The 19,052-nt window shown below is 57.4% G+C and carries 17 protein-coding genes; 15 read left to right on the forward strand and 2 right to left on the reverse strand.

Annotated features, from left to right (window positions below; all coding sequences use genetic code 11):
- Positions 1-200: 200 nt before the first annotated feature.
- From nrdI to pstB, 13 genes are all read left to right on the forward strand, one after another.
- Entirely contained in the window at positions 201-560 is a 360-nt protein-coding gene (gene nrdI, locus ACFSR7_RS30765) for a class Ib ribonucleoside-diphosphate reductase assembly flavoprotein NrdI (RefSeq protein ID WP_378168265.1), read from the forward strand.
- Entirely contained in the window at positions 547-2,631 is a 2,085-nt protein-coding gene (nrdE, locus tag ACFSR7_RS30770; RefSeq protein ID WP_378168267.1) for a class 1b ribonucleoside-diphosphate reductase subunit alpha, read from the forward strand. Before nrdI ends, nrdE begins: the two co-directional genes overlap by 14 nt.
- Positions 2,632-2,664: 33 nt before the next feature.
- Entirely contained in the window at positions 2,665-3,624 is a 960-nt protein-coding gene (gene nrdF / locus ACFSR7_RS30775) for a class 1b ribonucleoside-diphosphate reductase subunit beta (RefSeq protein WP_378168269.1), read from the forward strand.
- Between the two features lie 248 nt (positions 3,625-3,872).
- The gene (locus ACFSR7_RS30780) at positions 3,873-4,496 is read left to right on the forward strand and encodes a hypothetical protein (protein ID WP_378168271.1); all 624 of its coding nucleotides are present in this window, start codon (positions 3,873-3,875) and stop codon (positions 4,494-4,496) included.
- Positions 4,497-4,577: 81 nt separating this feature from the next.
- Positions 4,578-4,913, forward strand: coding sequence for a hypothetical protein (locus ACFSR7_RS30785; RefSeq protein ID WP_378168272.1), 336 nt, complete (start codon positions 4,578-4,580; stop codon positions 4,911-4,913).
- Between the two features lie 147 nt (positions 4,914-5,060).
- Positions 5,061-5,507, forward strand: a complete 447-nt coding sequence (locus ACFSR7_RS30790; RefSeq protein WP_378168274.1) for a hypothetical protein — start codon at positions 5,061-5,063, stop codon at positions 5,505-5,507.
- Positions 5,497-6,222: an AraC family ligand binding domain-containing protein gene (locus tag ACFSR7_RS30795; RefSeq protein WP_378168276.1), complete on the forward strand. Its 726-nt coding sequence runs from the start codon at positions 5,497-5,499 to the stop codon at positions 6,220-6,222. Before ACFSR7_RS30790 ends, ACFSR7_RS30795 begins: the two co-directional genes overlap by 11 nt.
- Positions 6,223-6,510: 288 nt before the next feature.
- Positions 6,511-8,955, forward strand: coding sequence for a beta-mannosidase (locus tag ACFSR7_RS30800; protein ID WP_378168278.1), 2,445 nt, complete (start codon positions 6,511-6,513; stop codon positions 8,953-8,955).
- 258 nt (positions 8,956-9,213) lie between these two features.
- Entirely contained in the window at positions 9,214-10,632 is a 1,419-nt protein-coding gene (locus ACFSR7_RS30805) for a stalk domain-containing protein (RefSeq protein ID WP_378168280.1), read from the forward strand.
- Positions 10,633-10,665: 33 nt separating this feature from the next.
- Positions 10,666-11,520, forward strand: a complete 855-nt coding sequence (locus tag ACFSR7_RS30810) for a phosphate ABC transporter substrate-binding protein (RefSeq protein WP_378122258.1) — start codon at positions 10,666-10,668, stop codon at positions 11,518-11,520.
- A 115-nt stretch (positions 11,521-11,635) separates the two neighbouring features.
- Positions 11,636-12,589 carry a phosphate ABC transporter permease subunit PstC gene (pstC, locus tag ACFSR7_RS30815; protein ID WP_378168795.1) on the forward strand — a complete coding sequence of 318 codons (954 nt, stop codon included), beginning with the start codon at positions 11,636-11,638 and terminating at the stop codon, positions 12,587-12,589.
- Positions 12,590-12,711: 122 nt separating this feature from the next.
- Positions 12,712-13,539, forward strand: coding sequence for a phosphate ABC transporter permease PstA (pstA, locus tag ACFSR7_RS30820; RefSeq protein ID WP_378168796.1), 828 nt, complete (start codon positions 12,712-12,714; stop codon positions 13,537-13,539).
- Between the two features lie 71 nt (positions 13,540-13,610).
- Complete coding sequence (pstB, locus tag ACFSR7_RS30825; RefSeq protein WP_282909605.1) at positions 13,611-14,372, forward strand: phosphate ABC transporter ATP-binding protein PstB; 762 nt, start codon at positions 13,611-13,613, stop codon at positions 14,370-14,372.
- A gap of 585 nt (positions 14,373-14,957) precedes the next feature.
- Here pstB and ACFSR7_RS30830 read toward each other — a convergent pair.
- The gene (locus ACFSR7_RS30830; protein WP_378168282.1) at positions 14,958-16,457 is read right to left on the reverse strand and encodes an IMP dehydrogenase; all 1,500 of its coding nucleotides are present in this window, start codon (positions 16,455-16,457) and stop codon (positions 14,958-14,960) included.
- A 173-nt stretch (positions 16,458-16,630) separates the two neighbouring features.
- Here ACFSR7_RS30830 and ACFSR7_RS30835 point away from each other — a divergent pair, with 173 nt between their 5' ends.
- Complete coding sequence (locus ACFSR7_RS30835; RefSeq protein ID WP_378168284.1) at positions 16,631-17,437, forward strand: alpha/beta hydrolase; 807 nt, start codon at positions 16,631-16,633, stop codon at positions 17,435-17,437.
- Positions 17,438-17,508: 71 nt separating this feature from the next.
- On the opposite strand, the gene ACFSR7_RS30840 is transcribed toward ACFSR7_RS30835, so the two are convergent.
- A complete protein-coding gene (locus tag ACFSR7_RS30840; protein ID WP_378168286.1) occupies positions 17,509-18,369 on the reverse strand; it encodes an alpha/beta fold hydrolase in 861 nt (286 codons plus the stop codon).
- Between the two features lie 251 nt (positions 18,370-18,620).
- Here ACFSR7_RS30840 and ACFSR7_RS30845 point away from each other — a divergent pair, with 251 nt between their 5' ends.
- Entirely contained in the window at positions 18,621-19,049 is a 429-nt protein-coding gene (locus ACFSR7_RS30845; RefSeq protein WP_378168288.1) for a phage holin family protein, read from the forward strand.
- Positions 19,050-19,052: the final 3 nt, after the last annotated feature.

Consider the following 19,052-nt stretch of genomic DNA (forward strand, 5'->3'; position numbering starts at 1 on the left):
AAACGGTAGCGGAAAATGACGATAAGTTGACCCGGCAAGCCAGTGCCGGCGGTGCAAACAACAGGATATTCGGCGGGTTTTCGAAGGCTGCATTGCAGTACGAGCGAAAGCTTTTTCGTGATGCCCGCACAGCGTATTTCTGCGCGCCGTTTCTTCTATTTTATTACATATTTTCAACTTTTCAGGAGGGGGATTGCGCCATGCTGATCGCATACGCATCGAAGACGGGGAATGTACGGAGGTTCGTGGGCAAGCTGAATCTGCCGGCCGTGCCGATCGACGAGACCGAGACGCTGGACGAGCCGTTCGTCCTGGTCACCTATACGACCGGGTTCGGGCAAGTGCCGGACAACGTGGTCTCCTTCCTGGAGCGCAATGCAAGCAAGATGATTGGCGTATCGGCCAGCGGCAATCGCAATTGGGGGAACGGCTTCGCGAAGAGCGCGGATACGATTTCAGAGCGGTACGGGGTACCGGTGCTTTACAAGTTCGAGCTGTCGGGAACGCAGCGCGACGTCGATAATTTTAAGCGGGAGGTGAGCGCAGTTGCGGCATATTGAATTGAACAACCTGCTGATGCAGCGCGACGCTGACGGATTCTTTCAACTGGACAAGGATCTGGAGGCCGTCGATGCGTTTATGGAAGAAGTGAAGCAGCGCAGCCTGTCGTTCACGGGGCATCTGTCCAAGGTCCATTATATGATCGAGAACGACTACTACGAGGACGTATTTGCAAAGTACAAGGAGCATGAGGTCGAAGAGGTGTACCGGATTGCGCACGGCTACGACTTCAAGTTTCCTTCTTATATGGCGGCTTCCAAGTTCTACACCGATTACGCGGTGAAGAGCAACGACCGCAGCATCTACCTGGAGCATTACCCGGACCGCGTCGCGATCGTCGCGCTGCACCTGGGACGCGGCGACGTCAATACGGCCCATCTTCTGGCGCAGGCCATGATGGAACAGCGCGTGCAGCCGGCGACGCCGACCTTCCTCAACGCGGGCAAAAGCCGCCGCGGCGAGATGGTGTCCTGCTTCCTTCTGGAGATGGACGATGCGCTCAACTCGATCAACCATGTGCTCGGCACCTGCATGCAGCTGTCCAAGATCGGCGGCGGCGTCGCTGTCAACCTGTCCAAGCTGCGCGGGCGCGGCGAGAGCATCAAGGGCGTCGAAGGCGCGGCCAAGGGCATCATGCCCGTACTCAAGCTGATGGAGGACGCATTCTCCTACGCCGACCAAATGGGTCAACGCAAGGGCTCCGGCGCCGGTTACTACAATATTTTCGGCTGGGACGTCATGGAGTTCCTCGACAGCAAGAAGATTAACGCAGACGAGAAAACCCGTCTCAAGACGCTGTCGATCGGCCTGATCGTTCCTTCGAAGTTCTACAAGCTGGCCGAGGAAAACAAGCCGCTGCACGTATTCGCCCCATATACGGTGTTCAAGGCTTACGGCAAGCATCTGGACGATATGGATATCGACGAGATGTACGACACGCTGCTCGCCGACGACCGGGTGAAAAAGAAAGCGATCATGACCGCCCGCGACATGCTCGTCAAGATCGCGACGACGCAGCTCGAATCCGGCTATCCTTACATTATGAACCGCTCCAACGCGAACAAGGATCACGCGCTCAAGGACATCGGCGCCATCAAGATGTCGAACCTGTGCACGGAGATTTTCCAGCTGCAGGAGACGAGCGAGATCGGCGACTACGGCCAGCCCGACGTCATTCGCCGCGACATCAGCTGCAACCTGGCATCGCTGAACATTGCGAACGTCATGGAACACAAAAAGATCAAGGAATCGGTGCATGAGGGCGTAATGGCCCTGACCGCCGTGAGCGACATGACGACCGTCGCCAACGCGCCGGGCGTCGCCAAGGCGAACCGCGAGCTGCACTCCATCGGCCTCGGCGCGATGAACCTGCACGGCTATCTCGCGAAGAACAAGATCGCTTACGAGAGCGACGAGGCGAAGGATTTCGCACGCACGTTTTTCATGAGCATCAATTTTCACTCGATCGAGAAGAGCATGGATATCGCCAGAAAGTCGGGCATTACGTTCGACGGCTTCGAGCAATCCGAGTATGCCAAAGGCACGTACTTCGATCGCTACACGGAGACGGACTACACGCCGCGCACGGACAAGGTCAAGGAACTGTTCGCCGGCATCTCGATTCCGACGCAGCAGGATTGGGCGCAGCTGAAGGCCGACGTTATGAAGCACGGCCTGTACCATGCCTACCGGCTGGCGATCGCGCCGACGCAGAGCATCTCCTACGTGCAAAATGCCACTTCCAGCGTTATGCCGATCGTCGAGCAGATCGAGACGCGGACGTACGCGAATTCGACGACGTATTATCCGATGCCTTTCATGCGTCAGGACAACTTCTTCTATTACAAATCGGCCTATCAGATGGATCAGTTCAAGGTACTCGATCTGATCGCGGAGATTCAGGCGCATGTGGACCAAGGCATCTCTACCGTGCTGCACGTCAACAGCAACGTGACGACGCGCGAGCTGGCCCGCTACTACATTTACGCAGACAAGCTGGGACTCAAGTCCCTGTACTATACGCGGACGAACCGTCTGTCCGTCGAAGAATGCATCGCCTGCGCCGTCTAAGACGGACAGGCGAATCTGAAGGAGATTAGAGCTATGGCAACGCACAAGGCGGTCAACTGGAACCGTCCCGACGACGATTTCTCCGCGATGTTCTGGAATCAGAATATCATGCAATTCTGGACGGACGAAGAGATCCCGCTATCCGACGACAAGATGTCGTGGATGGAGCTGAACGACGACGAACGCGATCTGTACATGAAGGTGCTGGGCGGCCTTACGCTGCTCGACACCGTGCAAGGCGGCGTCGGCATGCCGAAGATTTTGGAGCACGTCGAAGGCCTGCAGCGCAAAGCCGTGCTCGGCTTCATGGCGATGATGGAGCAGATTCACGCCAAGTCCTACTCCAGCATCTTTACGACGCTGGCGACGACGGAGGAGATCGACCAGGTTTTCGCTTGGGTCGAACGCAATCCGCATCTGCAGACGAAGGCGGAGACGATCGCCCAATACTACAACAACATCAACACGCCAAAGGACCTGTACCTGGCGATGGGCGCTTCTGTGCTCCTCGAGAGCTACCTGTTCTACAGCGGCTTCTTCTACCCGCTCTACCTGGCCGGACAAGGCAAGATGACGAGCAGCGGCGAGATCATCGACCTGATCCTGCGCGACGAGAGCATCCATGGCGTCTATGTCGGGCTGCTCGCGCAGGAGATCTATGCGAAGCTGGACGAAGACGAGCAGACGGCCGCTCACGAGACGCTCAAGGGGCTGCTCCGATACCTCCACGACAACGAGGAGCGTTATACCGAGAGCCTGTACAACACGATCGGCCTGACCGGCGAAGTGAAGGCATTCCTTCGATACAACGCCAACAAGGCGATGATGAACATGGGACTCGAGCCGTTGTTCGAGGACGAGGAGATCAATCCGATCGTCCAGAACGGCATCAGCACGCGGACCAAGCAGCACGATTTTTTCTCCAAAAAGGGCAACGGCTACGTTCGCACGACGAATGTGCAGCAGCTCCGCGACGAGGATTTCGTATTCTAATTATTCCAAAGCTTGAGACAACTTTATATAGATGCATCGTGTCGCCCCGCAGCCGGTTTATCGGTTGCGGGGTTTTGACATTGGTGCTCGTCAGCCTGAGAATGGTTTCGGATAGGTCATTTCCTCCAGAGTCCAGTCTGTTCCAAGACCAAAGTCTGTCCCGCAAACCGCACCTGCGCCAGATTCCGGCACATTTGCGCTTTGATAAGCTAAAGCCACAAGGAATCAGTAGCGGGGAGCGGGCGAAGATGAGCAAAGGGCAGCGCGGGGAAGATGAGGAGAAGAGCCTTTATTTTTTATTGACCGACACGGGGACGTTGTTCACGTCGATGATCAAACGGTTTACGGATGCGCCATACAATCATGCTTCGCTCGTGTTCGGCGCCGACTTAAGCGAGGTATACAGTTTCGGAAGGAAAAAACCGACCAATCCCTTTGCGGGGGGATTTGTAGAAGAAAATGTGTATACCGGCACGTTTAGCCATTTCCCCAATACGCGGTGCGCGCTGTTGCGGCTTAAGGTCACTCGGCGACAGCTCGAGGAGACGCGCCGCGTGGTTGGGAGCTTCAAGCGGCAGCGGGAACAGTATCGTTACAACCTCGTTGGTCTGCTCGGCGTGCTGCTTGATCGCGACATGGGCTCCGATAAAGCCTTTTTTTGCTCCCAGTTCGTGGCACAGGTGCTTCGGGAAGCGGGGCTGCAGCTGTGGGAGCGGCCTTCGTCGCTCGTGACGCCCGATCATTTTAGAGTACATACCGAAATGGAGACAGTGTACGAAGGGCGTCTCTACGATTACCCGCTGCTCGATCACGTGCGGTTGCTTAAAGGCAGCGAGCCCGCAGATCCTGCGATGGCGTGGGCGGTGTCATAAATTGGAGGATGCGAATGGTTCCTGACGAGCTCTGCCGTCGATGTTATAATATAGAAAATGGCGCCGATGGAGGGAATCTGGATGGATCTGGAGCTGTTGAACGCGCTAAGACAGGTATTCAGAGAAGAGCTTCGACACGAATTGCGCAGCGAGTTGGAGAGGGAGCTTGGTCCAATCAAGGAGCAGCTGGCGGAGCTTGGTCCAATCAAGGAGCGTTTGCAGGCGATCGGCAATCAGTTGGATCGTATGGAGCTGTCTCAGGCAGAAGACGTCGTCGCCATGCTTGGACATCTCAACAACAAGCTTGAAGTCATCCGGCACGATGTAGAGTTCGTGGCGAAGGAGCAAGGTGCGATTCGTCTCGAGATCGACCGTTCGAAGCGTTATTACACGCCGATTATTCACGAGGAACCGTAAACCGCAACCTCTTACAAGCGCCGTATTCGATTAGCCCGTCATGCGTCCGCAGTGCGGATGTAGAGACGGTTTTTTTAATTTGACAATGAGAATCATTATCAATAAAATAGAGATAAAGAAACCAACGTGTCGGAAAGGATGTTGATCATGTACTGCGCCTCTCCGATTACGGATCGACTCTACGGGTTCCATGCGCCCGACGGTCAACTGGATCCGTGGGTCGCCATCGCTCAGATGAAGGACGAATTTATTCGGGACGAACGGGGCCTCCAGTTCGCCGATCATGATGGGAACAGCGCCCGCCTCGAGCTGTGCGCGAGAATTTTTTTGCCGGAACTTCAAGGTCCAAGACAATATGAAACGTTGCTGGACGCGATTCGCGCATTTTCCAGAGTGAAAATGGCGGAGAAGGGCTGCGAATCCTGCCTCATCTATTTTACATGCAAAGGGATCGTAGACGATGGCGTCAACCTGCCGCTGCCCGGCATGCCCGGCGCGAGGGGGCGGATCGCCGTAGAATGCGAATTCATTGAGACGATCATGACAGAGCCGACAAGCGGCTACGGGAAGGGGGAGAGCAATTATGCAGGCTGACGGCTGGAAGGACCTCGATCATCTGTGGTTTAAGCTCAGAAAAGCAAGGCGGATCGCCAAGAAAAGCGCACAAGCCGGCATCTCCGTTCCCCAGGGCAGAGGGTCTTATACGCTGATCTCGGTTACGGAAGGACGAGGCGTACTGCTCGCCGACAGTCAGGCGTTCGGCGTTGAAGAAGGGACGATCTATGTCGCGGAGCCCGGCGAATCGATCACGCTCTTGCCGGAGGGCGAAGCGGCCATGGAGCTTTATATGTTTCACTTCGACGTTATGCGCGATTTGAGCAGGGATACCGCCGGCGACTCGCGGGCGGAGCTGCAGCCGATGCCCCAGGCGGGCAAGCCGCTGCGCATTCCGCCGGTATCGCTCTCCGCGATGTGCCGCACCGCATACGGCAGTATGACGGGCCAGAGCGGATTGGAGCGCTTCCGCAGCCAATTCATGTTCCAGGAGCTGCTCCATCGCGTATTTAACGAGTGGATGGCCGAGCCCAGTGACGAGCTCAACATCGCGCTGGAGCATTTGCGTACGTATATCGAGCAGCACTATTACGAACCGCTGTCCGTCAAGCGGCTTGCCGGTCTGTCGAAGATCAGTCCGCGACACCTCGTACAGATGTTTAAGGATAAATATAAAGTCGAGCCGATGGAGTATGTCCGCTCGCTAAGGCTGCAGCGAAGGAAAACGAAAACGATGACGGCCGGGCAAGCCTGATTAAGCAGGGCGTTCCTGCGGGGCGGACTGTCTGGCAGCATCCAGGCAGATCCAGTCCGGAGCGGCAACCGCCAACATCCATAAAACGCTATTACTACCCTCGTCGATCCGACGGGGGGTTGACGTGTTTTAAACGTTTCTTTTTGACGTTTCTATTGTTTTGTAAACTATTCATTCCAATTCAATAGTCAAATTACAATAACAATTAGCCTAAACTTTTGGTGTCGGATAAGGTACAATAGGGCAAGAATAACAATATCGAACCAATCGGGATTAGGAGCAATCGACATGACCACGTTGTTGTTGAACGGAAGCTGGGAGCTCTCGAATGCGCGCACCGGCGATCGCTATCAGGCGTCAGTGCCTGGATTCGTGCAAAAGGATCTGATGGAGCAAGGCGTACTTGCCAATGAATACGATACGTTGTTCGAGCCGAAAATCGAGTGGGTCGAATTCGACGACTGGACTTACGCCCGCGAATTTACGTTAGGCGAAGACGAGCTGTCGCGAGACGCGATCGAGCTGGTACTGGAAGGCGTCGACACGTACGCCGAAGTCACCCTTAACGGGCAAGCGCTGGGCTCGACTGAAAATATGTTTATCGCTTACCGTTTCGATATCAAGGGGATCGCGCAGGCGCAAAATACACTGTCGGTCCGCATCGCCTCGCCGACAAAAACGCTGAAGGAGAAGGAAGCCGCGTTCGGCGAGCCTCTGAACCTGTGGAACGGCATACCTGCGCGGCTGTTCGGCCGCAAGGCACAATACGGCTACGGCTGGGATTGGGGCGCCAAGGTCGTAACCGTAGGCATTCACAAGCCGGTGTCGATCGAAGCCTACGACGTTGTGCGCACGGACAGCCTCGGCTATGCGATTACGCATCTGACGGACCGCAAGGCGATCGTCAACGCATCGTTCAAAGTATCCGCTGCCGGACAGGAAGCCGTGGAGGCAGCGCTTCGCTACCGGATTTTCGACGGCGACACGATCGTTGCCGAGCGGAGCGAGCGCGTCAGCCTGGACCCGGGAGCAGGCACTTACGAAGCGGCGCTTGAGATCGCGCAGCCGAAGCGCTGGTACCCGCTTGGCCACGGCGAGCCGGCGCTTTACCGGCTGGAGGCTTCCGTGCTGGACGAAGGCGGAGAAGCAGTCGCGACGATGTCCCGCGCGGTCGGCTTGCGCGAGATTCGTATCGACATGCCCTACGACAAGCAAGGCCGCAAGTTTATCATCCAGGTCAACGGCATTCCCGTGCTGTGCAAGGGGATCAACTGGATTCCGCTGAAGCTGTTCCCGAATCTCGACACCAAGGAAGAGTACGAGGTTGAGATCGAACGTATCGCCGCAGCCAATATGAACATGATTCGCGTCTGGGGCGGCGGTACGTACGAGAATCACGATTTCTTCGATGCCTGCGACCGACTCGGCCTAATGGTCTGGCAGGACTTTATGTTCGCATGCGGCGACTATCCGGACGACGACGCGTTCAGCGCGCTCGTACGCAAGGAAGCCGATTATGTTATCTCCGAGTTCGGCAGTCATCCGAGCATCGTGCTCTGGTGCGGCAACAACGAGAACCAGATCTTCGTCGAACGCAGCCGCGTCCGCCGCTTGCACGGCTATGGCGAAAAGCTGTATTTCGAGGTTCTGCACGATGCTTGCGCGGCAGACACGTTGCGGCCATACTGGCCGTCGAGTCCGTACTCGCTTACGTTCGACCATACAAAGCTGGAAGGCAATTACGGCGACCTTCACTCCTGGTACGTATGGGGGCAGACGCATCCGTACGAGGAGTACCGCGAGGTGAATGGCCGTTTCCTTTCCGAATTCGGGATGCAGTCTTACCCTTCGAACTATTTGCTGAACCAGGTCGATCCTAACGCCACGCTGCGCGATCCGAAGCTGGACGCGATGCAGAAGGCGCCTAACGGCATCCAGCGCTTGTTCTATTACACGGTCGGCGATTACAAATTGCCTGCGTCGAAGGACCAGTTTGTGTACGTCAACCAGCTCTTGCAAGCCAACGCGCTTCGGTTCGGCGTGGAGCACTGGGTGTCCCGGATGCCGGATACGTCCGGCGCGCTCATCTGGCAGTGGAGCGACCTATGGCCGTCCATCAGCTGGGCGCTCGTCGACTATGCCAAGGTGCACAAGCCTTCTTATTTCTATATGAAACGCAGCTTCCAGTCGCCAAATGCGTACGCGAAGATTACGCCTGGCCAAGATGAAGCCGAGCTGTACCTGATTCACGATCACGGCGACTTCGAAGGACGTATCGTTGTCGAGTTCTACGATCTGAATACGGACAGCGTCGTACAGTCCGTCGTGAACGAGGTGCAAGTAACGGGGTACCGGTCGACGCGCATCGGCACGTTCTCCGTGGCCGGCTTCGACGAAGCCAATACGATCGTCTGCGTGAGCCTGTATCAGGGCGAGACCGCCTTGATCGTGAATACGTACCTGCTCGGCAAGCCCCATCAGCTTGCGCTCAAGCCGGCAACCGTCCAGGTCGAACAAGAGACGCTGGCAAACGGCGATACGCGCTTCACGCTGACGACGGATACTTTTGCCAAGGACGCAGGTCTTGTCGATCTGCCTGGAACGCTATCAGACAATTACTTCGACCTGCGCGCGGGCGAAAAGCGGGAAATCGTGCTTAAAGGCGGACTGCCGGAAGTCGCGAAGGTTAAGGTCGTCTGCTTGAACGAAGTGAAGACGCTCGAATACGTCTAACGCTCGAATACGTTTAATCGAAGCTCGGCATACCGAAAACAGGCCGATTCGGCCAACCAGGTCCCGGTGATTCTCCCGCGAGGGGGATATCGCCGGGATTTTTGTATTTAAATTGCGACAGAAGTCCCGTAGTTGTCCGAAATGATAACGCGCGGAAAAATTTACATATCCAAAATATAGGTCGCCATCCCGGTTTACAAAACGTTCCTATAATAAAGTCAGATCAATCAAAAGAAGGGTGACTGGGCGCACATGGTGATGAAGAAAGCAATCGCGGCAACGATTTTGGCAGCGGCTTTGGGAACGGCGGCAGCGGGAACGGCAGGCGCTGCGCAAGCGGGCTCGGCGACTACTGCCAAGGCGGTCACGGCAAAAGCCGTAACGCTGACGGTTAAGCAATCCGTATTCGTTGTCAATTACACGGACGTGCAAGTGCGTACGGTGCTGTCTAACGGTGAAACGCTGGTTTCCGTGCGCGATCTGAGCGCGGCACTCGGCGCCAAGCTGTCGGCACTGAACGGCTACACGACGGTAACGCTGGATTCGCATTCCTTTGCTTTCAAGACGGGGGTCAAGCAAGCATCTGTCGACGGCAACGTCATTAACCTGAATCAACCGGCTAAGGTTCTGAACGGAACGGCATTCGTAGCGGTCAAGCCGCTTGTACAAGCTCTCGGCGGGACGATGGCACTGAAGGACGGCAAGCTGGCGATCAACACGATCAAGCTGCTCGCAGGCGGCGAGAACGCACGCTTCGTAAACGCGAGCCAAGCGATCGTCTCCGTCGAGACGGACGCGAAGCGTACGGACTATCTGGTGGACGTGGCGACCGGCAAGTCGGCGGAGCTCCTTTCTACCGAAGGCGGTTCTGACCTGATCGTCGCACCGGGCGGCGCCAAGGCTGCTTATACGGACGGGGAAGGCGCGGTTTACGTCGTCGATCTGGCGAGCAAGCAAACGAAGCAAATCAGCAATGACACGTCGATCAAGACCGAGCTCGTATGGTCTGCCGACGGTTCCGCGATCTACTTCCTGCAAGGCGACAAGGGTTCGGTCATCGCCAAGGTAGAAGTTGCGACGGGCACGATCTCTAAGGTCGTAGAGGACAAGGTCGATTACAAGTCCGCACTGTCCGTTTCTCCGGACGGCAAGAAGTTCGCCTACCTGGTAACGACGCCTCCGAAGGCGACGGCTGACGGCACGGATCTGGACAAGGATACGGTCGCCATCGACGCGAGCGGCGAGCAAGTGCAAGTGAACCTGTACGACACTTCGGCTGAGAAGCCGGCGGCAGTTGCGCTGACTTCGGCGAAGGACGACAAGCTGTTCGTGGTCTCTCCGGACGGCAGCACGGTTTACTATGTAAGCGTGGCGGACGAGAACGCAAGCGCGACGGTCGTATCGGTAGACAAGGACAAGAAAACGGCTACGCTGCTGGCCGAAGGCGACGTAGAAGAGCTCGTTCTGTCCGGCGGCAAGCTGTACGTTCTTACAACCGTGAACGACGACGAGTCGGCAATCTATGAAGTCGATCCTGCGACGGCATCCAAAAAGCTGCTTTACAAGGTACCCGCTTCTGCATCCGGTCTTGCCGTGAACGGATCGCAAATCATCATCGCGCTTGAAGATGGCCTGTACGTGAACGCAAACGGCTCCTGGAAGCCGGTCACCCGTTAATCTTTTTCAAATACGAGAGGAGCACTCATTCCCATGAAAAAATGGTTCAAACCCGCCGCGCTGGTCGCGCTTGCGGTCTCCCTGGCAGCCGGCGGCGCATCCGTCGCATCCGCAGCAAGCTCGCTTAAAGGAAAAATCGTCATCAACGGTTCTTCGGCACTGCTGCCGCTGACGCTGCAAGCGAAGAGCGAATTCCAAAAGCTTAACCCGAAGGTCAAGATCTCGGCATCCGCAGTCAGCTCCATCGCCGGTCCTCAATCGGTCCGCAAAGGCATCGCCGACATCGGCGCAGTAGACTGGGATGCATCTACCGACGTGCCGGGCTTCAAGAAGTTTGACGGTCAAGTGGCCAATCCGGTCGCTGTCACGGTATTCGCTGCCGTCGCTAACAAGAACGTTAGCGTCAGCAACCTGACGACCAAGCAACTGCAAGACATCTTCTCCGGCAAGGTTACGAACTGGAAAGACGTAGGCGGCTCCGACGCCAACATCGTCGTGGTCAACCGTAAGTTCGGCTCCGGCACGCGCGTTAACTTCCAACTGAAGGCGCTTGATGGCAAGGACTTCATGACCAAGGGCGACAACTACAAGGAAACGGGCTCGAGCGGCGACATGAAAACCGCGATCGAAACGACGCCTAACGCAATCGGCTACATCGACCTGCCGTACGTGACTGACAAGATGAAGGCTCTGTCGATCAACGGCGCTGCGCCGACCGAGAAAAACGTGTTGAACGGAACGTACAAAGTATGGGGCATCGGCTACTTCATGACAAAGGGCCAGCCGACAGGCGCAACCAAGGCATTCATCGAGTACATTCAAAGCGCCAAGTTCCAAAACGGCTCGTTGAAAAAGCTGAAGTTCATCCCGCTGGCCGCCGTCAAGTAATCGAAGCACAACCGATCGTATCACGCCATCAAGCCGGCTGCAGCGTCAAAGCGCTTAAGGCCGGCTTTTTTCTTTACGTTTTGACCTGGGAGAGGAGATTCGTCCTATGCTTGAGATGAACGCGCAAAGCCGCGTCATCGCGCCGGCGGAGCTGGGCAACAGCTTGCGCCAAGCCGGCGGCGATCCGCTTGATCGCAGATCCCGTCTGAGATTTTTTAATTCGACCTTTAAGGTTCTCTGCGTATCCGCGGCCGTCTTCGTTTGTTTGGTCCTGTTCGGCATTTTGATCTTAATGTTCAAGACGGGCGTTATGACATTCGAAACGGTTTCGTTCAAAGAGTTTTTCTTTTCAACCAATTGGGACCCTGAAAACGGGCATTTTGGCGCACTGCTTTTCATATTCGGCACATTCGCCTTGACAGGGCTTACGCTTGTACTTGCCGTCCCGATCGCCGTCCTGATCGCCGTGTTCCTGGCGGAGATCACGCCGGTGTGGCTGCGCGGTGCGCTGCGTCCGATTATGGACCTGCTCGTCGGCATCCCGTCCGTCGTATACGGCTACCTGGGATTAACGATTTTGATTCCGATGCTTCGCGAGATCAGCGGCCGCGATCTGGCGGACGGGCTGCTCGCCGCGGCCATCGTACTGGCGATCATGGTACTGCCGACGATCGCCCGCATCAGCGACGACGCGATCTCCGCGGTTCCGAAGAAATACAGAGATGCCTCGTACGCGCTCGGCTCGACGCGCTTCCAGACGATTTTCCGCGTGGTGCTGCCTGCGGCGCGCAGCGGCATCATCTACGCGGTCATTCTCGGCATGGCACGTGCAATCGGCGAGACGATGGCCGTCGTTATGGTCATCGGCAACACGCCGCAGCTGGCCGACAGCCTCTTCACGCCAACCGCCGTGCTGACGAGTAACATCGTTATGCAAATTACGAGCGTCGAATTCGATTCGACCTGGAATTACGCGCTTTACCTGATGGGCTTCCTCTTGCTCGCGATCTCGCTGTTGCTGATCGTCGCGGTCCGGTTGCTGCAGAAGAAGGGAGCGAAGGCTTCGTGAGCGATTCCTCCAAAAACGGCGCGCCGATCGCGCCGGTACCCGGCTCCAATCCGGGCGCTTCGGCCGTTCGCCGCGCGAACGCGTTCTCGAGATCCTCGAGCTCCGCCGCCAGAAACGATCGGATATTTAACGTGTTCGTCTGGGTTTTGGGCATTCTTGTTATCTTGTTTATCCTGGGGCTGCTATTTATGCTGCTGCGCAAGGGACTGCCTAACCTGACCTGGGACTTCCTGACCGGATTGCCCAGCGAGATCGAAGAAGGCGGCGGCATCGGGCCCGCGCTGTTCAACTCGTTTTATATTTTGTTCCTGTCGCTGGCGATCTCGATTCCGCTCGGCATGGCTGCAGGCATCTATCTGGCGGAGTTTGCGCCGGACAACCGCTTTATCGGTTTTATCCGCATCTGCGTCGAAGGATTGTCGTCGGTACCTTCGATCATTTTCGGACTGTTCGGCATCTCGCTTTTCGTCGATATCTTCCATCTCGATCTGACGATTCTCGGCGGCGCGGTCAGCCTTGCTTTCCTGAATCTGCCGATGCTGACGCGCGTTACGGAAGAGTCGCTGCGGTCGGTACCTACGGAGCTTAAGAACGCCTCGTTTGCGCTAGGCTCTACGCATCTGCAAACGATTCGCACCGTGCTCATTCCGGTCGCCCTGAACGGCATCGTCACCGGCATCTGCCTGACCGCCGGCCGCGCATTCGGCGAGAGCGCCGTGATCATCTTGACTGCCGGCGTCACCACCTCCGGCGAGCTATGGGACTTCAATCTGCTGTCTCCCGGCGAGACGCTCGCCGTGCATCTATGGTACGTCCAATCCGAAGCGATCGTCCCGGACGCCGGCGATATCGCGCAGAAGGCGACGGCCGTGCTCATCATGATCGTACTTGCGATCAACCTCGTATTCCGCTTGCCGCTCTGGATGAAGGCGCGCAAGATGAAGGGCTAGTCGTTTCCCGGCTGAAGCTATCGCACTGGGCTTATCGCACTGGACTTATCGTAGTCAAGGAGGAATTTATCGTGCAAGGAACGGCGCTCATCGAAATCAATAAGCTGGATTTGTTTTACGGCGCTTTTCATGCGCTGAAGCAAGTCTCACTGGAAATCCCGCAGCGGGCGATCACCGCTTTTATCGGTCCTTCGGGCTGTGGCAAGTCCACACTGCTCCGCACGCTGAACCGGATGAACGACATGATCCCCGGCGCGCGGGTAGAAGGCAGCATCGAAATCGGCGGAACGGATATCTACGGCGGAGACGTGCACGTAGAGACACTTCGTAAAAAAATCGGCATGGTCTTCCAGCAGCCGAATCCGTTTCCCAAATCCATTTACGACAATGTCGCATACGGACCGCGACTGCACGGCATCTCCAAAAGACGCGAGCTGGACGAGATCGTCGAAAACAGCCTGCGCTCCGCCGCGCTCTGGAACGAGGTCAAGGATCATCTTAAGCGCTCCGCGCTTAGTCTCTCGGGCGGACAGCAGCAGCGTCTGTGCATTGCCCGCGCGCTCGCAGTCGGTCCCGACGTGCTGCTCATGGACGAAGCGACGTCGGCGCTCGATCCGATTTCCACGATCAAGATCGAGGAGCTCGCGCAAGAACTAAAGGACCGCTACACGATCGTCATGGTCACGCACAACATGCACCAGGCCGCGCGCGTTTCCCATCAGACCGTCTTCTTCCTGAACGGGGAAGTCGTCGAGTACAGTGCGACCGAGAAGCTCTTCTCCGATCCGTCCGATCAGCGGACGGAGGACTATATCAGCGGGCGGTTCGGCTGATTTTTAGCCTCATCCGGTATACCAGCTCAAGGCGCAAGATGCCTTGGGTTTTTTCATTTTCTCTTATGCAGAGTTAACCGAGTGGCCCCGATCCTGCTCGCAGACAGCTTGCTTTTTCGGGTGCTCATGCCATTATCCCCTCCGCTCAGGTGCCGTATTTCCTCAGCGAGATGATTTCGCAAACGTTCGTAGTGTGAAAACTGACCGGGCTCCTCGGCGAATGGTCATCGGGGGGACAAATAGCGGCAATAAGGTGCAATAAGGTCCGAAAAGGCCATTGGTTTCTGAGAGAAGGGGATAATGGCATGGAAAAGTAACAGGTGCACTGTTGAGAGGATAGTTGGAGGAATAGCGAGGGCGCATCATGAGCGGAGGGGATAATGGTGCGAGTCAGCGCGCAGGCACAAAAATGCGGTGTAAAGAAGCGGGCTTCCAGGCACCCGATTCTGAGCCGATGGGATAATGGCATGCGACAGGAAAAGAGGCGTTGCTTCTGAAAAGCGGGGCCGTAGTCGTGGCGTTCAAGCGTCTATTAAACAGACGGCCCGCTCTCCGTTAAAGGAAAGCGGGCCGAGCTTATGCGTATTAGTCTCCGGACAAGCCGGTATCTTTGATCATGACGTCATGGGCGCCGCCTTCGACGAGGCTGGTCGCCGAGACGAGCGTGATGCGGGCTTCCCGCTGCAGCTCCGGGATGCTGATCGCGCCGCAGTTGCACATGGTCGACTTGATTTTGCCGAGCGTCTTGTCGAGGTTCTCCTGCAGGCCGCCCGCGTATGGCACGTACGAGTCGACGCCTTCCTCGAACAGCAAATTTTCTTTGCCGCCGCTGTCGTAGCGCTGCCAGTTGCGCGCGCGATTGGAGCCTTCGCCCCAGAATTCCTTCACGAAGTTGTTGCCGACCTTCAGCTTGCGCGTCGGGCTCTCGTCGAACCGGGCGAAGTAGCGGCCCATCATGACAAAGTCTGCACCCATGGCGAGTGCGAGCGTGATGTGGTAATCGTGCACGATGCCGCCGTCGGAGCAAAGTGGAACGTAAATGCCGGTATCCTGGTAATAACGGTCGCGCTCCTCGGCGACCTCGATGAGCGCGGAAGCCTGGCCGCGGCCGATGCCTTTTTGCTCGCGGGTAATACAGATGGAGCCGCCGCCGATCCCCACCTTGACGAAGTCCGCGCCGGCATCGACGAGATACCTGAAGCCTTCGCGGTCGACGATGTTGCCGGCACCGATCGGAATGTCGAAGTTGGCCTTGACGTATTCGATCGTATCGCGCTGCCACTCGCTGTACCCGTCGGAGGCGTCGATAACGAGGATGTCCGCACCGGCCGCTACGAGGGCGGGCACGCGCTCTTCATAATCTCGGGTATTGATGCCGGCGCCGACGACATAGCTCTTGTTGGCGTCGAGGAGTTGGAGGGGATATTCCTTGTGGGCGTCGTAATCTTTGCGGAAGACGAGGTGCTCGAGCCGCTGCGTCTCGTCCACGATCGGCAGGCAGTTGAGCTTGTGCTCCCATATAAGGTCGTTCGCCTCGGGCAACGAGATGCCGGAACGACCGCAGACGAGCGAGGCGTAGGGCGTCATAAACTCGCGGATCGGCTTGTCCGACGGATCACGGCTATCCCTGTAGTCGCGGCTCGTGACGATGCCGAGCAGCTTGCCTCTAGGGGAGCCGTCGTCCGTGATCGCGACAGTGGAGTGTCCCGTCGTTGCCTTGAGCGCCTTGACGTCGGCGAGCGTGTGATCCGGCGTGAGGTTGGAACGGCTCGCGACGAAGCCGGCCTTGAACGCTTTGACTTTGCCGACCATGCGGGCCTGCTCGACGACAGGCTGGGAGCCGAAGACGAACGAGATGCCGCCGCTGCGGGCGAGGGCGACTGCCATCGCGTTGTCGGATACGGACTGCATCACGGCGGAGGAGAACGGGATGTTGAGCGACAGTCGAGGCTGCTCGCCGCGGCCGTACTTGACGATCGGCGTTCGGAGCGATACGCGTTCGGTCGTGCATTCGCGTCTCGTCAAATTCGGGATCAGCAGGTATTCGCTGAACGTACGCGAAGGTTCCGTATAATATTTGGCCACAGTCTATCGTCCTCCCATAGCTCTCGCTCGATAAATTTTAACAATAGTAGCACGAGTACGCAGGCTTGGCAACGGATAGTTGCGACCGTGACGAATCTATCGGCAAATGAAGGTCGGTGTGCTAGGATATAGGTTGAGAAAAATTGAATCTAATTCCAATCGAGGTGCGATTGATGTCAGCGTTTGCAACTGAAGAACGGCTGCTCTGGCCAGATGGCGCTCCTTACGCCGAGGGCGACACGCCGGAGGACCGTCCCGCTTTGTTTCCTTATTTGCTCGAAGGGAGCGATCGTCCGGTCGTCATCGTGGCGCCGGGCGGCGGCTACGGCGTTCGGGCCGCCCATGAAGGAGAGCCCATCGCGAGGTGGCTGAACGGCCTGGGCATATCCGCTTTTGTGCTCCGATACCGCGTGGCGCCGTACAAGCATCCCGCTCCGCTTACGGACGCGCTGCGCGCAGTCCGAACGGTGCGCGCCCGCGCCACCGAATTCGGCATCGACGCGCGGCGCATCGGCCTGCTGGGCTTCTCGGCCGGCGGCCATCTGGTCGCATCGGCCGGCACGCAGTGGGAGGGGCCGAATCCGGAGGCGGCGGACGAGATCGACCGTGTCTCCGACCGGCCGGACCTGATCGTGCTCTGTTATCCCGTCATTACGTTCAGGGATCCGCATACGCACGCGGGCAGCCGCCAAAACCTGCTCGGGGATTCGCCGGAAGCGGCGCTCGTGGACGCAATGTCCGCAGAGCTCCGGGTGACGTCCGAGACGCCGCCGGCCTTTTTGTGGCATACGTCCGATGACGCCGCCGTCCCGGTCGAGAACAGCCTGCTGTTCGCCGCGGCGCTGAGGGAGAAGGGCGTGCTGTTCGACCTGCATGTTTACAGCAGCGGCGTGCATGGGATCGGCCTGGCCGAGGATCATCCGTTTGCATCGGGGTGGACAACGGCTGCAGCGGATTGGCTGAAGGCGCAAGGGTTTTAGAGCTGTACTTGAAAAGAAGGCTTGGTCCGGACGTTCCGGACCAAGCCTTCTTTGATGTGACGGCGGCGCTGTTATAAAATCGGCGTCTGCTCGGGTTCGACTTCAATCGGAGCGGGGATGTCAAGCGTGCCGGCGAGAAAGGCCGTCAGTCGCTCGCTGAACAACTGCGGCTCGTCGAACAGCAGCGCATGCCCGCTTTCCTCGAAGCGATGGAGCGTCGATCCCGGCATGTACCGGTGCATCGCTTCGCCAAGCTCAAACGGGCAAATCTCATCCTTCACCCCGTGAAAGATCGCGGTCGGTACGGTAACCAAGGGCAGGTCCTCGCGAAGATCTTCGGTGCGGAGCGATTCGAGCGCTTTGTAAGTGCCGACTGCGGACGCCTCCAGGCTGAGCGACAGAAGCCATGCCGCCATGCCGGCGCTGGGCTTACTTGCGGTCAGCATCTTGCCGAATTGCATGACGAGCGCCGGCCGGTCCGAATACGCCTGCAGGATCATGTCGTCCAGCTTTTCCGGCGGCGTCCCATGCTTGAAGTCGTCGCGCTGGACGAACGAAGGCGCGGCTGCGCCGATGAGCAGCAGCTTGGAGATGCCGTAGCCCGCATGTCTGGCCATGTATCGCACGGCTACGGCCCCGCCGAGCGAGAAGCCGACGAGCGTCGCGCCCGATACGCCCAATTGATCGATGACCGCCTTGACGTCGTCCGCCAGGCTGCAATAGTTGTAGCCGTCCCAGGAAGCGTCAGACTTGCCGAAGCCTCGTAGATCGATCCCAATGCACCGATATCCCAGACGCGGCAGCTCCAGGAATTGATATTCGAACATTTTGTGGTTGACCGGCCAGCCGTGAAGAAAAATAATCGGCGTACCTTCGCCGATATCCTCTACGTAGATTCGTATCCCTTTCTGCACTTCCACATAATGAGACATCGAATTCCCTCCGATCGTAAGTTTGTTCGTTTTTTTAGCTAGACAGGCGGGCAAAAGCGCGTCCATGTCCCGCTAGCATCCCTTACCCTGATTGAGCCGGCCTTACGCTAATCGCGATTTGTCGTGAGAGGTGCGGCTTCTTGTTCGCAAAGCCGCTGATGCCGCCTCGGGTCTTGTCCCGCGCGCATACGTTGTACGGAGCCAGTCGCAGCGTTGCGGAGGAACGAACGGCTCGAGGGGAGGAGAGGATAATGTCCTGGGAAATGAACTGCGCGGTAGCCGTGGCGGGTTCGGTACTGACCTTCGCATTCGGCATGTGGAACGAAGCGCTGACGCTGCTTGTCGTCGCCATGGGCGTCGATTATGTGACTGGCGTGTATGCGGCCATTCGATCCGGGCCGGGGCTGAACAGCCGGACGGGCTTTAGGGGGCTGGCGAAAAAAGGCTTGATGCTGCTTGTGCTGCTCGTTTGTCACCGGATCGACCAATTGCTGGGCATGAACGCGGTCATGGGGGGCGCGACTTATTTTTATTTGGCCAACGAACTGATCTCCGTCGTCGAAAACTGCGGACGGCTCGGTCTGCCGCTTCCGGAGCGGTTGAAGCAAGCTGTTCAGATGCTGAAAAGCAAAAGCAAGGACGATGATTTAAAAAGTAAGGGCAATGATTTAAAATCGTAAAAC

The sequence above is a fragment of the Cohnella sp. GCM10020058 genome, assembly GCF_042683485.1.
Taxonomy (GTDB): Bacteria; Bacillota; Bacilli; order Paenibacillales; family Paenibacillaceae; genus Cohnella.

What these genes read in the sequence shown, in the direction of transcription:
- ACFSR7_RS30780 (WP_378168271.1), top strand. Translation starts at nt 3,873, where the DNA reads ATGAGCAAAGGGCAGCGCGGGGAAGATGAGGAGAAGAGCCTTTATTTT.
- nrdF (WP_378168269.1), top strand. Translation starts at nt 2,665, where the DNA reads ATGGCAACGCACAAGGCGGTCAACTGGAACCGTCCCGACGACGATTTC.
- ACFSR7_RS30840 (WP_378168286.1), bottom strand. Translation starts at nt 18,369, where the DNA reads ATGTCTCATTATGTGGAAGTGCAGAAAGGGATACGAATCTACGTAGAG.
- ACFSR7_RS30845 (WP_378168288.1), top strand. Translation starts at nt 18,621, where the DNA reads ATGTCCTGGGAAATGAACTGCGCGGTAGCCGTGGCGGGTTCGGTACTG.
- ACFSR7_RS30835 (WP_378168284.1), top strand. Translation starts at nt 16,631, where the DNA reads ATGTCAGCGTTTGCAACTGAAGAACGGCTGCTCTGGCCAGATGGCGCT.
- ACFSR7_RS30785 (WP_378168272.1), top strand. Translation starts at nt 4,578, where the DNA reads ATGGATCTGGAGCTGTTGAACGCGCTAAGACAGGTATTCAGAGAAGAG.
- pstC (WP_378168795.1), top strand. Translation starts at nt 11,636, where the DNA reads ATGAACGCGCAAAGCCGCGTCATCGCGCCGGCGGAGCTGGGCAACAGC.
- ACFSR7_RS30795 (WP_378168276.1), top strand. Translation starts at nt 5,497, where the DNA reads ATGCAGGCTGACGGCTGGAAGGACCTCGATCATCTGTGGTTTAAGCTC.
- ACFSR7_RS30790 (WP_378168274.1), top strand. Translation starts at nt 5,061, where the DNA reads ATGTACTGCGCCTCTCCGATTACGGATCGACTCTACGGGTTCCATGCG.
- ACFSR7_RS30800 (WP_378168278.1), top strand. Translation starts at nt 6,511, where the DNA reads ATGACCACGTTGTTGTTGAACGGAAGCTGGGAGCTCTCGAATGCGCGC.
- ACFSR7_RS30805 (WP_378168280.1), top strand. Translation starts at nt 9,214, where the DNA reads ATGAAGAAAGCAATCGCGGCAACGATTTTGGCAGCGGCTTTGGGAACG.
- nrdI (WP_378168265.1), top strand. Translation starts at nt 201, where the DNA reads ATGCTGATCGCATACGCATCGAAGACGGGGAATGTACGGAGGTTCGTG.
- ACFSR7_RS30810 (WP_378122258.1), top strand. Translation starts at nt 10,666, where the DNA reads ATGAAAAAATGGTTCAAACCCGCCGCGCTGGTCGCGCTTGCGGTCTCC.